A 14,752-nucleotide genomic window follows, 5' to 3' on the forward strand; every position below is an offset into this window, starting at 1 on the left:
GGTTTCCCTGATGAAGGCTCCGAAGGACGGGGTGCCGCCGGCCGCTACGGCCGGCGGCGCCGCCGCCGTCGCCACGGCGGACGGGACGGACGGGCCGGGCGGCCGCCGCGCCCGGGCACGGGAACGGCTGGCGCCGCCGTCGTGGCTGGCGATGCTGTTCCTGCTCCCGTCGCTGGTGGTGCTCGGCTTCCTGGTCGTCTACCCGATCGTCTACTCGGTGATCCGCAGCCTGTTCGACGCGTCGGGGGACTCCTTCGTCGGCATCGACAACTACACCGGCGTCTTCCAGGGGGAGAACAACCTCATCGCGGTGCGCAACACCGCGATCTGGGTGGTCGTCGCCCCCACCGTGACGACGATCCTCGGGCTGCTGTTCGCCGTCCTCACCGAGCGGATCCGGTGGGCGACGGTGTTCAAGCTCGTGGTCTTCATGCCGATGGCGATCTCGCTGCTGGCCTCCGGCATCATCTTCCGGCTCGTGTACGAGCAGGATCCGGACAAGGGCGTCGGCAACGCGGTCCTCGTCGGCGTGCACGACATGTTCGCGGGCGCCACCCGCTATCCGGGCGCCGCGCCGCGCGGAGGCGGCGACCAGCCGGTGCGCGCGGAGGGCGGCGGCGTGGTGACGGCGGCGCCCGTGCAGGGCGGGCGGAGCGCGCTGCTGCCGCTGGTGCGGGTCCGGCCCGAGAATCTGCCGAAGGACGCGAAGCCGGCGGCGCAGGCCCCGGCGGCCCGTCCCGGGCAGATCACCGGGACGGTCTGGTTCGACTTCACCCGGGGCGGCGGCGGAACGCCGAACGTCCCGAACGCGGGCGAGACCGGCCTGCCCGGCGTCACGGTCGAGGCGGTCCGGGACGGCAAGGTCGTGGCTAAGGCGACCACCCGCGCCGACGGCACGTTCACGCTGCGGGACGTGCCGTCGGCGACGGTGTCCGTCCGGCTGCCGGCGGACAACTTCACCGCCGCCTACCGCGGCGCGGAGTGGCTCGGCGACACCCTCATCACGCCCGCGATCATCGCGTCGTACCTGTGGGTGTGGTCGGGGTTCGCGATGGTGCTGATCGCCGCGGGGCTGGCCGCGATCCCCCGGGACGCGCTGGAGGCCGCCCGCGTCGACGGCGCCACCGAGTGGCAGGTGTTCCGGCGGGTGACGATCCCGCTGCTGATGCCCGTCCTGACGGTGGTGCTGGTGACGCTGGTGATCAACGTGCTGAAGGTGTTCGACCTGGTGTTCATCATCGGCGGCGGCGATCCCAACGCGAACGTGCTGGCGCTGCAGATGTGGACCGTGTCGTTCGGCGGCGGCAACGACCAGGGCGCGGGCAGCGCCATCGCGGTGCTGCTGTTCGTGCTGGTGCTGCCCGCCATGCTGTTCAACATCCGGCGACTGCAGCAGGAGCGCAGATGACGAACGGGAAGGCGGCCGGGACCCGCACCGAGCCCGGCGGCGCCACGGCGAGCGGCGCGGCGGGCGCGCCCCGGCGCGGAGTCGCGTCCCGGATCGTGGGGCGGCTCGGCGGCGGCTTCGTGCAGGCGATGCTGGTGCTGATCGCGCTGTTCTGGCTGGTGCCCACGATCGGCCTGCTGGTGGCGTCGCTGCGCTCCACCCAGGACAACGCCGCCAGCGGCTGGTGGACGGTGTTCACGCGGCCGACCGAGCTGACGTTCGGCGCCTACTCCGCGCTGCTGGAGAAGGACGACTTCGTCGACTCGTTCTGGAACACCATCATGATCACCGTGCCGTCGACGGTGCTCGTCGTCGTGATCGCCTCGCTGGCCGCGTACGCGTTCGCGTGGATGGAGTTCCCCGGCCGGGACTGGCTGTTCCTCGCGGTGGTCGCGCTGCTGGTCGTGCCGGTGCAGGTCGCGCTGATCCCGGTCGCGAAGCTCTACGGGAGGGTCGACGTCGGCGGGTTCACGATGTTCGGGTCCGTCACCGGCGTCGTGCTGTTCCACGTCGCGTTCGGGCTGCCGTTCGCGATCTTCCTGCTGCGCAACTTCTTCGCCGCGATCCCGCGCGACCTGCTGGAGGCGGCGCGGATGGACGGCGGCTCCGAGTGGACGATCTTCCGGCGGGTGATCTTCCCGCTGGGCGGGCCGGCGATCGCGTCGCTGGGGATCTTCCAGTTCCTGTGGGTGTGGAACGACCTCCTCGTCGCGCTGGTGTTCGCCGACACGGGCTCGCAGCCGATGACGAAGTGGCTGCAGTCGCAGATGCGGCAGTTCACGGGGAACATCGACATCCTCGCGCCGGGCGCGTTCCTGTCGCTGATCGTCCCGCTCGCCGTGTTCTTCGCCTTCCAGCGGTACTTCGTGCAGGGGGTCCTGGCCGGCTCCGTCAAGTAGCGCGGTCCCGTGACGGGTGAGGCCCGCGCCCCCGACGTGGGGGCGCGGGCCTCGCGCTCGCGGGGGCTCAGCCCGCGGGGACGGTGTCCTGAGCGGTGTCCACGGCGGTGTCGGCGGCCCGTGCCGCGCGGTGGCCGATCGCCAGGCCGCTGGCAGGGTCGAAGAAGTGCAGCCGCTTGGTGTCGACGGCCAGGTCGATCTCCTGACCGGGGCGGACGTGCGAGCGGGAGTTCACGCGGGCCGTCCACAGCGCCCGGTTCTCGGTGAGCGGCAGCGCCAGCTCGGCCTCGCCGTCGGCGCCGTCCTCGGCGAGGTCGGCGGTGTCCTTGTGCTCGACGGGCGGCGCGTCGATCGCGAAGATGACGTTGATCTCGCTGCCGAGCTCCTCGGTGACGCTGCTGCGGGCGTGCAGGGTGGCCCAGTCGGCGTCGGCGTGCGCGGCGTCCTCGAAGTCGGACGGCCGCACGCCGAGGATCACCTTCCGGCCGAGGTAGCCGTCCAGGCCGGGCCTGTCCTCGAACAGGGCGTCCGGGACCGGCAGGGAGTACCCGGCGAACGCGACCCGCGCGCCGCCGTCGCCGCGCGTCAGCTCGGCGGTCGCGAAGTTCATCGCGGGGGAGCCGATGAACCCGGCGACGAACAGGTTCACCGGGTCGTCGAACAGCCGCTGGGGCGTGTCGACCTGCTGGAGGACGCCCTCGCGCAGCACGCAGACCCGCGTGCCGAGCGTCATCGCCTCGATCTGGTCGTGGGTGACGTACACGGTGGTGACGCCGAGGCGCTCGTGGAGCTGGCTGAGCGAGGCGCGCATCGACACGCGGAGCTTGGCGTCCAGGTTCGACAGCGGCTCGTCCATGAGGAAGGCCTGCGGCTGGCGGACGATCGCGCGGCCCATCGCGACGCGCTGGCGCTGGCCGCCCGACAGGGCGGCGGGCTTGCGGCTCAGGTACTGCTCCAGGCCGAGCATCTGCGCGGCCTCGGCGACCTTCTTCTTGATCTCGGCCTTGGGGGTGCCGCGCAGCTTGAGGCCGAAGGCGAGGTTCTGCTCGACGGTCATGTGCGGGTAGAGCGCGTAGTTCTGGAACACCATCGCGATGTCGCGGTCCTTGGGGGCGAGGTCGTTGACGACCCGGTCGCCGATGGAGACGGTGCCGCCGCTGATCTCCTCCAGGCCGGCGATCATGCGCAGCGCGGTCGACTTGCCGCAGCCGGACGGGCCGACCAGCACCATGAACTCGCCGTCGCGGATCTCCAGGTCCAGGGAGTCCACGGCCTTCACCCCGCCCGCGTACACCTTGTCCACGCCGTCCAGCACGATCTTCGCCATCGGATCCCCTTTCGATGGAAACGTTTCCATCTTGCCGTCGCTCACCAGGTCTTTCGTCTATTGAGTGGAGCTAACATGATGGAAACGTTTCCAGGAAAGCGGCGGCCGACCGGGCTGGACGCCGGCGGGAGGATCGGGATGGCGGAGCGGGCGGCGACGATCAAGGACGTGGCGGCGGCGGCCGGGGTCGGCATCGCCACCGTCTCCCGGGTGTTCTCCGGGACCGGCGCGGTCGCCGCCGGCACCCGCGAGCGCGTGCTCGCCGCCGCGGCCGACCTCGGCTACCGGCCGAGCGCCCTCGGCCGCGGCCTGAGGACCGCCCGCAGCGGCGGCATCGGCCTCATCGTGCCGGACGTCACCGACCCGTTCTGCGCCGAGCTCACCGCGGGCGTCCTCGCGTGCGCCCGCACCCTGGGCGGCCACGTCGTCGTGGACGCCGCGCACGGCGACCCCGCCCGCGAGGCCGAGATCCTCGACCGGCTCGTCGAGCAGCGCGTCGACGGGATCATCGCGGTCCCGGCGGGGGACGAGTCCGGCTGGCGGGGCGCCGCGCGGGTCTGCCCCCGCCTCGTGTTCGCCGACCGCGCCCTGCCCGGCCTGCCGGAGGTCCCGGCCGTCCTCGCCGACGACGCCGGCGGCGTCCGCGCCCTGGTCGAGTACCTGGCGGGGCTCGGCCACCGCCGCATCGCCTACCTCGGCGCCGCCGCCCCGGGCGCGACGCCCGGCGTCCGGGAGCGGGCGTTCCGCGACGCCCACGCGCCCGCCGGGCTCGTCCTGGACGAGGACCTCGTCGTGCCCGCCCGGCCCGCCCGCGACGCCGCGTACGCGGCCGCCGCGGGGCTGCTGCAGCGCCGCGACGACGTCACCGCCGTGCTCGCCGCCGGGCACCTGCTCGGCGAGGCGGCCGTGCTCGTCGCCCGCGAGCTGGACCTGCGCGTCCCCGCCGACGTGTCGATCGCGATGGTCGACGACGTCGCGTGGGCGGAGCTGTGCGACCCGCCGCTGACCGCCGTCGCGCGGCCCGCCCGCGACATGGGGTACCGCGCCTGCGAGCTGCTGCTGCGCGACCGCGCCCGCCGGGGCCCGGCCGGCCCGGTGCTGCTGCCGACCGAGCTGGTCGTGCGCGGCAGCTGCGGCGCGCTGCGCTCCGCGCGCCCGGGGGGACGGCCCTCCGGCCGCTCCCGTCCACATGCCGAGACGATCCGGTGAGCGGAGTCCGATCTGTGATCTGTGCCGCCGCGGGCGGGCCCCGCGGCGCGCTAGATTTCGCATCGTGGAGGAGATCGATCGTCAGATCATGCGGCTGCTGGCCGGCGACGGGCGAATGAGCTTCACCGACCTGGCCCGGGAGACCGGGCTGTCGGTGTCGGCCGTGCACCAGCGCGTGCGGCGGCTGCAGAAGCGCGGGACCATCCGGGGGTTCGCCGCCCAGCTCGACAGCCGGGAGATCGGGCTTCCGCTGACCGCGTTCGTCTCGATCAAGCCGATCGACCCGGCCGCGCCGGACGACGCCCCCGACCGGCTGGCGCACCTGGAGGCGATCGAGGCGTGCCACTCGGTCGCGGGGGAGGAGAGCTACATCCTCAAGGTCCGCGTCGCGTCCCCGAACGAGCTGGAGGACCTCCTGCAGCGGATCCGGGCCGCCGCGAACGTAGCGACCCGCACCACGGTCGTGCTGAGCACCCCCTGGGAAAGCCGCCCGCCCGCATTGTGAGACGGGCGCGGTCGGGCACGACGACCGCGCCGGGCCCGACCTTACAACGTCAAGGGCGCGGCCCGTCAGGACGCGGCGACGATGAAGGCCGCCTCGCCGAACCCGATCTCATCGCCGGCGCGGACCCGCGCCGGGCCGGTCAGCCGCCACCCGTTGACCCGGGTGCCGTTCATCGACCCGAGGTCGGTGACCATCCATCCCTCCTCGGCGCGGTACAGCTCGGCGTGGAACCGGGACACGGTCAGGTCGGTGAGGAGGAACTGGCAGCCGGGGGCGCGGCCGACGACGATGCGGGCGCCGTCGGCGGGCAGGGTGAAGCGGGGCAGCCGCGGTGCCCGCCACGCCGCCTCGAGCCGGGCGGTCACCTGCGAGACCGTGGCGACCAGGCCGGTCAGCCGGCCGACGACGCGGCCGGCGGGCGGCAGGTCGTGCACGATGTCGTCCAGTTCGGCCCGGCTGCGCGCGCGCAGCACCTGGTCGACGCGGCGCTCGAACGTCTCGTGGGACATCCGGCCCTCGGCCACGCGGTCGCCGAGGACGCGCAGGACGCGGTCCCGCTCCCCGTCGGACGCCCGTACCGGGAAAGAGGGCTGACCGTCCATGCCGTGAGTATCCAGTTCCCGTCGTCGCCTGTCCAGAAAGCTCCGGACGAGGGCGGGCGGTCGATTCCGCCCGCCCTCCACCTGTTCGATGCCCGGAACGCGGCTCGGGTTCGCGGTCAGCGGGAGAGAAGATCCCGCGCGATGTGGGTGATCTGGATCTCGTCGGTGCCGGCGTAGATCTGGAACGACTTGGCGTCCCGGGCGAGCTGCTCGACGCGGTACTCGCTCATGTAGCCGTTGCCGCCGAACAGCTGCACGGCCTCCTGCGCGACCTCGCTGGCGGCCTGGGCCGCGTACAGCTTCATGGCGGACGCCTCGGCGAGCGTCATCGGGCGCCCGGCCCGCTGCATCTCGATGTGCCGGAACACCAGGTTCTGGACGTTGAGGCGCGCGACCTCCATCTTCGCCAGCTTCAGCTGGATGAGCTGGAAGTCCCCGATCCGCTGGCCCCACAGCTCGCGGGTCTTGGCGTACTCGACCGACAGCTTCAGGCACTCCTCGATGACGCCGAGCGCCATCGCGGCGACCCCGGCGCGCTCGGTGACGAAGTTCTGCCTGGCCGACTCCTTGCCGCCGCCCTCGCCGGAGGCGAGGAGCCGGTCGGCGCCCGCGCGGACGTCGCTCAGGAACAGCTCGCCGGTGGGGGAGGAGTGCAGCCCCATCTTGCGCAGCGGCCTGGTCTGCTCCAGGCCGTCCATGCCCCGGTCGAGGACGAACGTGAGGATCTCGCGGTCGCGGGGGTCGCGTCCGTCGTCGAGCTTGCAGTAGAAGACGATCGTGTCGGCGTAGGGGCCGTTGGTGATGAACGTCTTGCCGCCGTTGATGACGTACTCGTCGCCGTCCTTGCGGGCGGTGGCCTGCATGCCCCCGAACGCGTCCGAGCCGGAGTTCGGCTCGGTGATCGCCCACGCGCCGACCTTCTCCATGGTGAGCAGCGGCAGCGCCCAGCGCTCCTTCTGCTCCGGGGTGCCGCGCTTCATGATCGTGCCGGCGGCGAGGCCGAGGCCGACGCCCATCGCCGAGACGAGGCCGGGCGCGACCTTGCACAGCTCGATGACCGGCAGCATCGTCATGGCCGCGCCGCCCCCGCCGGAGCGCTCGCCCTTCTCGCCCTTCTCGCCCGACTTCTCCTTGGCCAGCGCGGCGTGGAAGGACGAGCGCGCCATCTCGTCCATGCCGAACGTCTTGTAGAGGCTCCGGAGCAGGTCGTAGGGCGGCAGCTCACCGGACTCCAGGGCGTCCAGGTTCGGCCGGACCTCCGCGTCGATCCAGCCCCGCACCGCGTCCCGGATCATCAGGTCTTCGTCGGACCACTCGATCATGCTCGTTTCGCCTCTCTCCCACGTGAAAGGGCTCCATCCAAGCAGAAGGCAAAACCAAGCACTTACTCGGACGTCCCGCTCAGCGGCCCAGCCGCACCACGTCGGCGAGGACGTCCCCGCCGGGGGAGAGCCGCTCGGGGGAGGGGCTGTCGTAGACGACGAGGAGCCGCGTGCCGTCCGCCTCGTCCAGGACGGCGATGCCCTCGGCGTGGTCGTCGCCGTCCCCGTAGGGCAGGTCGCCGAGGACCTCCAGCTCGCCGGCGGGCACCACGTCGGCGGCGTCGACCGTCACGGCGCCGGGCCACCGGACGAGCCGCACCGGGCCGTCGAGGTCCATGCTGGGGCCGGTGAGGATCAGCAGGTCGTCGCCGTGCGGGCACAGGTCGCGGATGCCGAGGCCGCCGAGGTCGAGGAAGTGCGTCCGGTAGACCTCCCCCTTCTCGCCGAGCGGCTCGAGCCGGAGCCGGCGGGGATCGCGGGGGTCGGTGCCGGGCCGGATCTCGACCAGCACCGCCCAGCCGCGCAGCACCGGCCCGCGCAGCCCGATGTAGAGGCGGTCGCCGTGCGCGGCGATCCCCTCGATGTCGATGCCGTTGTCCTTGCTGGGGATCGCCAGGAACGGCGCCAGGTGCGGGTCGTCGGCGAGCAGGTCGGTCAGGGAGTCGCCGCGCCCGCCGAGCACGGCGGCGGTCCGGTCGCCGTCGGCGGCGACGGCCTCGGGCAGCCCGTCCGCGCGGGTGACGAGCGGCAGCCGCGCGAGGATGAACCGGTTCTCCTCGCGGACGATCGTCGCCAGGCGCTTGCGGGACTTGCGGTCCGGCTGCCCCGGCTTGATCTTCTTGCGCTTGAGGCTGTGCGACCCCACCGCCCACAGCCATCCGTCGCTGCGGGCGATGCCCTCGATGTCGGCCTCCTCGTCGGCCGCGGCGGGCAGCGGGACGAGGTCGCCGAGCGCCACCGACACCTGCCCGCCGTACCCGGTGACCCGGCCCTCGCCATCGGTCTCGGCGGTGAGGCGCTCGATGGTGGCGGTCTCGTCGCCGGCCACCCACAGGCAGCGGCCGTCGCGACGGACGGCGGACAGGTTGGTGTGCGTCTCGGCTTCCCGGCTGGCGTGCTCGAAGCGCAGCGCGACGCGGCGTTCCACGATCATCGCCCGATCGTCCCACATCCGGGACCCGCCACCACTGATGATCTACAATGTAAAGACGCTAGGCGGTGGCGCGCTCGCGCCACCAGCGCTGTCCCTCCTCCGGCAGGGTGTGAATCGGGTCGTGGTACTCGTACTCGCGGGTCAGCGCATCGGGGTCGCTGAGCTCCAGCCCGGTGCGGTAGTTCTTCGTCCAGTACGAGATGCCGCGGACGCGGTCGTAGCCGGAGAGCTGGTGCACCCACCGCTTGCCGACGTAGGGGACGTCGCACACGATGCGCGGCGTCGCGAACCCCGGCAGGTAACCCATGATCGCGTGCTGGAGGTCCTGGGCCTCGTGCACGGCGAGCCGCCAGTGCTCGCTGTAGGGGATCATGTCGCACATGTACAGGTAGTACGGCATGATCCCGGCCTCGTCGAGCAGCGCGAACGACAGGTCGAGCAGCGCGGCGGGGGAGTCGTTGACGCCGCGCAGCAGCACGCCCTGGTTGCGGACGTCCCGGATGCCGGTGTCGAGCATGGCGCGGGCGGCCTTCGCCACGAGCGGCGTCACCGAGCGGACGCTGTTGACGTGGGTGTGGATGGCCAGGTGGACGCAGCGCACGGTGGCCTTCGCGGCGAGCCGCTCCATGCCGGCGCGCACGTCGTCGCGCAGCCAGTGCTGCGGCATCCCCATCAGCGCCTTGCTGGCCAGGCGGATGTCGCGGACGTTCTCGATGTCGAGGAGCGCGTCGACGAACGCCTCCAGGCGCGGCCACGGCATGTTCGCGACGTCGCCGCCGGAGACGACGACGTCCCGGACGCCGGGGGTGCGGCGCAGGTAGTCGAGCATGGCGCCGAGCCGGTCCGGCGGCTTGACGGTGAACCTGTGCTTGTCGACGGCCGGTGTGGAGTTGCCGACCAGGTCCATGCGGGTGCAGTGGCCGCAGTACTGGGGGCAGGTAGGCAGGAGCTCGGCGAGGACCTTGGTGGGGTAGCGGTGGGTGAGGCCCTCCACCGCCCACATCTCGGCCTCGTGCAGGGAGTCGCGGGACGCGTGCGGGTGCGACGGCCAGTCGGTGCGCCGGTCGGAGAACACCGGGATCATGTAGCGCCGCACGGGGTCGGCGTAGAAGGCGTCCGTGGACGAGGCGTCCATCGTGTTGAGCATCTGCGGCGGGACGAGCATCGACATCGTGGCCCGCTCGGCCTGGTCGCGCTCGAGGTCGGCGTAGAAGCGGTCGTCCAGGAGGTCGCCCATGACCTCGCGGAGCTGCCGCACGTTCTTGACGCAGTGGGCGCGCTGCCACTGCGCCGACTCCCAGTCGGCCTGCGTGACGCTCCGCCAGCCGGGCAGGCGGCGCCAGTCGGGCTCCTCCAGGGGGCGGCGCCGGTACGCGTAGGGCTGGTGCGCGCGCAGGTCGGCGGACCCGGAAGCGGACGCGGTCTCGCCGGACCGGACGGCGTCCGGTTCGGGATGCAGGGCGGTGGTCATCGTCGACCCCTTCCTCGCCTCACGATCGTTCATGGAAAAGTCTTGTATCAGGGCGACGGTACGGGAAGACTTTCGCTGAAACCAGTGGTACTCGGAATATCTTTCGCGAAGACCGGGGTAGAGGAGAGGGCAGGGAATGATCGACATGACCGCGGCGGGGCTGCACCGCGTCCTGGCGCCCGCGGGGGTGCTCCCGCAGGCCGCGCGGCGGCTCGACACCGACCCGGCGATCCGGCCGGACGAGGTCCGCGTGCGGGTCGAGCGCCTCAACCTGGACGCCGCGTCCTACCGGCAGCTGCACACCGCGCACGAGGGCGACCCGGACGCGATCCGCGCCGAGGTGCTGCGGATCGTCGCCGAGCGCGGCAAGATGCACAACCCGGTCACCGGGTCGGGCGGCATGCTCGTCGGCGTCGTCGAGGAGGCCGGGCCGGACTCCCCGCTCGGGCTGAAGCCCGGCGACCGCATCGCCACGCTGGTGTCGCTCACCCTCACCCCCCTGGCGATCACCGACGGCCTGGAGCGCTGGGACGGCCGCTCCGAGCAGGTCCCCGCCGCGGGGCACGCCATCCTGTTCGCCCGCTCCATCGCCGCCGTCCTGCCGCCCGACCTGCCCGTCCCGCTGGCCCTCGCGGTCATGGACGTGTGCGGCGCGCCCGCCCTCACCCACCGCGTCGTCGCCGCCCACCGCGAGCGGCACCACCGGGCACCGGTCGTCGCGGTGCTCGGCGCCGCCGGGAAGAGTGGGTCGCTGTCGCTGGCCGCCGCCCGCCGCGCGGGCGCCGCCACGGTGGTCGGCCTCGTCCCGACCGAGGCGGAGGAGACCCTGCTGTCGGCCACCGGCCTCGCCGACGCCGTCGTCCGCGCCGACGCGCGCGATCCGGTCGCGGTCGCGGCGGCGATCGGGGAGCCCGCCGACGTCGTGATCGTGTGCGTGGACGTCCCGGGCTGCGAGCACGGCGCGATCCTCGCCGCCGCGCCCGGCGGGACCGTCGTGTTCTTCTCGATGGCGACGTCGTTCTCCGCCGCCGCGCTCGGCGCGGAGGGGCTCGCCGCGGACGTGACCATGCTGATCGGGAACGGGTACGTTCCGGGGCACGCCGCCGCGGCGCTGGACCTGCTGCGCTCGGAACCGGCGGTCCGTGCCCTGTTCACCGCCCGGACGGGGGCGGATTCGGCAGAATGACCGGGTAACGGCATGACGTGAGCGGGTCTCGGCGAAGGAGTACGGATGGCGGGAATCATCGGGGAACTGCGGACGCGCGACCCGAAGGAGAGGCAGGGGCAGATCGTCGACGTCCTGGTGGACGCGTTCTCGGACCTCATGGAGCGCAGCCCGGCCGAGTTCCGCCGCCGGTTCCGGAAGATGGCGTCCGACCCGTTCGCGTTCTACCGGGGCAGCGCCTGCCTGTTCTACGCCGACATCGTCCACGACGACGACCCGTGGGCCGACGAGCGCACCGGCCGCGTCTGGATCCAGGGCGATCTGCACGCGCAGAACTTCGGCACCTACATGAACGACGACGGCGTGTTCGTGTTCGACGTCAACGACTTCGACGAGGCGTACGTCGGCCACTTCACCTGGGACGTCAAGCGGCTCGTGGCGTCCCTGGCGCTGCTGGCGTGGCAGAAGGCGCTCTCCGACGACGACATCCGCCGGCTCATCGAGACCTACGTCCGCGCCTACGTCGACCAGGTCCGCGGTTTCGCGCGCCATGAGGGCGACGAGCGTTTCGCGCTGACCCTGGACAACGCCGAGGGGCACGTCCGGGAGGTGCTGATCGCCGCGATGTCGGGCACCCGCATCGGGCTGCTCGCCGGCAAGACCGTGGTGGAGGGCCACGAGCGCCGGTTCAAGGCGGGCCCCGGCGTCCGGCGGCTGGACGACGCCGAGCGCTCGAAGGTCGAGGCCGCCTACCTGGAGTACCTGACGACGATCCCGGCGGACAAGCGGTTCGGCGGCCTCACCTACCAGGTGAAGGACGTCATCGGCTCGTCCGGGTTCGGGATCGGCTCCGCCGGCCTGTCCGCGTACAACATCCTGGTGGAGGGCAACACGCAGGCGCTGGAGAACGACGTCATCCTGTCGATGAAGCAGGGCAACGTCGCCGCGCCGAGCCGGGTCGTCGGCGACGCCCGCATCCGCGAGTACTTCCGCGACCACGGGCACCGCACGGCCGTGTCGCGGCGCGCGCTGCAGGCCAACACCGACCCCTGGCTCGGGTACACCCGCATCGACGGTGTCGGCTATGTCGTCCAGGAGCTGTCCCCCTACGAGGAGGACCTCGACTGGAGCGGCCTGACCGAGCCGGAGGACATGCTCTCGCTGCTGGCCGACCTGGGCCGCGCGACCGCGAAGATCCATTGCGTGTCGGACAGCGACTCCGACCACGCGCTCGTCGGCTTCCAGGTCGAGGACGCGATCAGCGCGGCGATCGGTGACGACGAGGCCGCGTTCGTGGAGGCGATGGTCGCCTTCGGCATGGGTTACGCGGAGGTCGTCCGCGACGACCACCGGCTCTTCGTCGACGCGTTCCGCAACCACGCCATCCCGGGGCTGTAGGGAGGGCGTCGGCCAGGGGCGGCGTCAGATCAGGGAGAGCGTGTCCAGATCGCGGATCTGGGCGCAGGACCGGCGCGCCATGGCCAGGAACATGGCGTCGCCCCGGTCGGTGCGGTGGCTGCTGTAGGCGCAGCCGAGGACGGTGGTCAGCGGGCCCTGGAGGGCGGCGAAGCGGTAGTCGTCGAAGCACTCCTCCAGGGTGTAGCCCTGGACGCCGTGGCCGGTGAGGGCGGCGTGGTAGCGGGCGACGAGGCCGTGTTCGGCCGCGGCGCGGGCGGCTGGGTCCAGGCCGGTGCCGAGGAGGTAGGACAGGTCCCGGACGGGGTGCCCGACGGTCACCGTCTGCCAGTCCACGGCGAGCACGCCGGGCGCGCCGCCGGGCGGGAACAGCAGGTTGTCGAGGCGGTAGTCGCCGTGGACGAGCCCGAACCGCTCCGGCCGCGCGACCGCCCACGCCTCGACGGCGGCGGCGGTGTCGCGGAGGGTGCGGGCGTCCTCGGGCGGGATCGCGTCGCCGAACCGGTCGATGAAGGTCTCGGTGGCGGGCGCGAACACCTCGCCGAGCGTCCGGGCGTCCTCCTCGGTGAGGGCGGACAGCCACGGGACGTCCAACAGCGCCGGGTCGCACCAGCGGGGGCCGTGCAGCCCGGCGAGGTTGTCCACGGCGGCCGCGGCCTGGCCGGGGGTGCAGCCGGTGAGCTGGTCGCCCTGGACGGCGGGCGCGGCGTCCTCCAGCAGCAGCACGAAGGTCGTCGCGTCGCCGCCGATCGCGCCGTGGTGGCAGCGGGGCGTGCGGACCGCGACGGTGTGCGCGATGTCGCGGTAGAACAGCACCTCGGTGCGGTAGACGCCGCCGAGGAACGCGCGGGCGGCGGGGTCCTCGGCGGCGAGCTTGGCGACCAGCGCGCGGGGCGCCTCGCCCGCGTCGACGCCGGGGCCCTCGAGGCCGAGGCGGTGGCAGGTGCCGATCTGGCCGGACCCGACCCGCGTGCTGGTCACACCGGTGACGGGGGCGCCGAGCGCGGCGCTCAGCCAGCCGGGGGTGATGTCGTGGGCGCTCTCGGGGACGGGGAGGCTCTGCTCGGGGGCGGTCACGCGTGGCTCCGGGCGGGGTTGAGGTCGGTGCGCGTTCCCAGGCGGGCGGGCCGGATCGTTCTGTAGGCGGCCAGGACCGGCTCGAGCTCGGCGGGGGTGGCGCCGTGCAGGACGACGCCGTCGGCCCCGGCGTCGAACTGGTCGACGATCCGGGCGGCGCAGGCGTCGGCGGAGCCGGTCGCGGACGCGGCGAGCCACTCGTCGGGGATGAGGCCGGTGAGGTGCTCGAGCTGCGCGGTCGTGGCGATCGCGTCGAACGCGCCGGGGAACCCGGCGACGAGGTCGTCGGCGCGGAACCGGGCGAGGGCGGCGGGGTCCCAGCCGTTCACGCGGACCATCAGGTCGCCGTAGCCCTGCAGGTAGGTGGCGAGGCGGCCGGTGAGCTTGCGGAGCCGAAGCTCCGGGTCGAGGTGGTCGCCGACGGTCGCGAGCACCGACCACACCCGCACCGACGCGGGGTCGCGGCCGGCCCGCTCGGCGCCCTCGCGCACCGCCCGCACCGAGCGGGCGAGGGTCTCGTCGGTGAAGAACGTGTGCAGGACGACGCCGTCCACGAGGCCGCCGGCGAATCGGAGGCTCCGCTCGCCGAGCGCCGCCATCATGACCGGGATGTCCTCGGCGAACGACGGGTCCTGCATCAGGTAGGGGTAGTCGCCGGCGGGGCCGTGGTGGTCGACGACCGGCTCGCCGCGCCACAGTGTCCGCAGGATCCCGACCGCGTCGGCGATCTGCGCGTTCGTGATCCGCGGCACGCCCATGACGTCGAAGAGCAGGTCGAAGCCGCGGCCGAGGCCGAGAGCGAACCGGCCGCCGGTGAGCCGGTGCGCGGTCACCGCGAACGTCGCCGTGACGAGCGGGTGGCGCGTGTTGTGGTTGGTGGCGGCGGTCGCGATCCCGATCCGCTCGCTGACGGCGCCGGCCGCGCCGCACAGCGTCGCCGCCTCCTTGGCGTTGAACCGCTCGGACAGGAACACCGCGCCGAGGCCCGCGTCCTCCGCGGACCGCACCTCGCCGAGCAGGTCGCGCGGGGTGGCGGAATGCCCCGCGAGGCCGTAGCAGCCCAGCTCCCACAGATCGTCCAGCCCCGTGTCGCCCATGCGCGCATCCCATCGAAGATCGGCTCTCGCCGAGGATGGCACGTGCGGGCCGGACAGGGAAG

At 72.9% G+C, this 14,752-nt stretch carries 13 protein-coding genes; 6 read left to right on the forward strand and 7 right to left on the reverse strand.

Annotated elements, in window-relative coordinates:
• The first annotated feature begins 10 nt into the window (after positions 1 to 10).
• On the forward strand, positions 11 to 1,408 hold the full coding sequence (locus tag IE99_RS0111320; protein ID WP_030167923.1) for an ABC transporter permease: 1,398 nt from the start codon (positions 11 to 13) through the stop codon (positions 1,406 to 1,408).
• Entirely contained in the window at positions 1,405 to 2,346 is a 942-nt protein-coding gene (locus IE99_RS0111325) for a carbohydrate ABC transporter permease (RefSeq protein WP_030167925.1), read from the forward strand. Before IE99_RS0111320 ends, IE99_RS0111325 begins: the two co-directional genes overlap by 4 nt.
• Positions 2,347 to 2,413: 67 nt before the next feature.
• Here IE99_RS0111325 and IE99_RS0111330 read toward each other — a convergent pair whose 3' ends face one another.
• Positions 2,414 to 3,673 (reverse strand): ABC transporter ATP-binding protein, encoded by a 1,260-nt coding sequence (locus IE99_RS0111330; RefSeq protein WP_030167928.1) that lies wholly within the window; start codon positions 3,671 to 3,673, stop codon positions 2,414 to 2,416.
• A gap of 75 nt (positions 3,674 to 3,748) precedes the next feature.
• Here IE99_RS0111330 and IE99_RS0111335 point away from each other — a divergent pair, with 75 nt between their 5' ends.
• Together IE99_RS0111335 and IE99_RS0111340 are read left to right on the forward strand one after the other, a co-directional pair.
• Positions 3,749 to 4,882, forward strand: coding sequence for a LacI family DNA-binding transcriptional regulator (locus tag IE99_RS0111335; RefSeq protein ID WP_342666211.1), 1,134 nt, complete (start codon positions 3,749 to 3,751; stop codon positions 4,880 to 4,882).
• A 64-nt stretch (positions 4,883 to 4,946) separates the two neighbouring features.
• Positions 4,947 to 5,387, forward strand: a complete 441-nt coding sequence (locus tag IE99_RS0111340) for an Lrp/AsnC family transcriptional regulator (RefSeq protein ID WP_211258779.1) — start codon at positions 4,947 to 4,949, stop codon at positions 5,385 to 5,387.
• 65 nt (positions 5,388 to 5,452) lie between these two features.
• Here the strand turns inward: IE99_RS0111340 and IE99_RS0111345 are convergent, their stop codons facing one another.
• From IE99_RS0111345 to IE99_RS0111360, 4 genes are all read right to left on the reverse strand, one after another.
• Positions 5,453 to 5,989, reverse strand: a complete 537-nt coding sequence (locus tag IE99_RS0111345) for an FHA domain-containing protein (RefSeq protein WP_030167938.1) — start codon at positions 5,987 to 5,989, stop codon at positions 5,453 to 5,455.
• 116 nt (positions 5,990 to 6,105) lie between these two features.
• Positions 6,106 to 7,311 carry an acyl-CoA dehydrogenase family protein gene (locus IE99_RS0111350; RefSeq protein ID WP_030167941.1) on the reverse strand — a complete coding sequence of 402 codons (1,206 nt, stop codon included), beginning with the start codon at positions 7,309 to 7,311 and terminating at the stop codon, positions 6,106 to 6,108.
• A 79-nt stretch (positions 7,312 to 7,390) separates the two neighbouring features.
• A complete protein-coding gene (locus IE99_RS0111355) occupies positions 7,391 to 8,464 on the reverse strand; it encodes a DUF3616 domain-containing protein (RefSeq protein ID WP_030167944.1) in 1,074 nt (357 codons plus the stop codon).
• Positions 8,465 to 8,522: 58 nt separating this feature from the next.
• On the reverse strand, positions 8,523 to 9,935 hold the full coding sequence (locus IE99_RS0111360; protein WP_030167946.1) for a KamA family radical SAM protein: 1,413 nt from the start codon (positions 9,933 to 9,935) through the stop codon (positions 8,523 to 8,525).
• 136 nt (positions 9,936 to 10,071) lie between these two features.
• Here IE99_RS0111360 and kdd point away from each other — a divergent pair, with 136 nt between their 5' ends.
• Both kdd and IE99_RS0111370 read left to right on the forward strand, forming a co-directional pair.
• Positions 10,072 to 11,121 carry an L-erythro-3,5-diaminohexanoate dehydrogenase gene (gene kdd / locus IE99_RS0111365; protein WP_211258780.1) on the forward strand — a complete coding sequence of 350 codons (1,050 nt, stop codon included), beginning with the start codon at positions 10,072 to 10,074 and terminating at the stop codon, positions 11,119 to 11,121.
• A gap of 45 nt (positions 11,122 to 11,166) precedes the next feature.
• Entirely contained in the window at positions 11,167 to 12,498 is a 1,332-nt protein-coding gene (locus tag IE99_RS0111370) for a DUF2252 domain-containing protein (protein ID WP_030167952.1), read from the forward strand.
• A 24-nt stretch (positions 12,499 to 12,522) separates the two neighbouring features.
• On the opposite strand, the gene IE99_RS0111375 is transcribed toward IE99_RS0111370, so the two are convergent.
• Positions 12,523 to 13,593 (reverse strand): phosphotransferase family protein, encoded by a 1,071-nt coding sequence (locus tag IE99_RS0111375; protein ID WP_030167955.1) that lies wholly within the window; start codon positions 13,591 to 13,593, stop codon positions 12,523 to 12,525.
• A complete protein-coding gene (locus IE99_RS0111380; RefSeq protein ID WP_030167958.1) occupies positions 13,590 to 14,690 on the reverse strand; it encodes a TIGR03857 family LLM class F420-dependent oxidoreductase in 1,101 nt (366 codons plus the stop codon). The genes IE99_RS0111375 and IE99_RS0111380 overlap by 4 nt, the downstream gene beginning before the upstream one ends.
• Positions 14,691 to 14,752 lie beyond the last annotated feature (62 nt).

Origin of the sequence: Spirillospora albida (assembly GCF_000718255.1) — a bacterium.
Lineage (GTDB): Bacteria > Actinomycetota > Actinomycetes > Streptosporangiales > Streptosporangiaceae > Spirillospora > Spirillospora albida.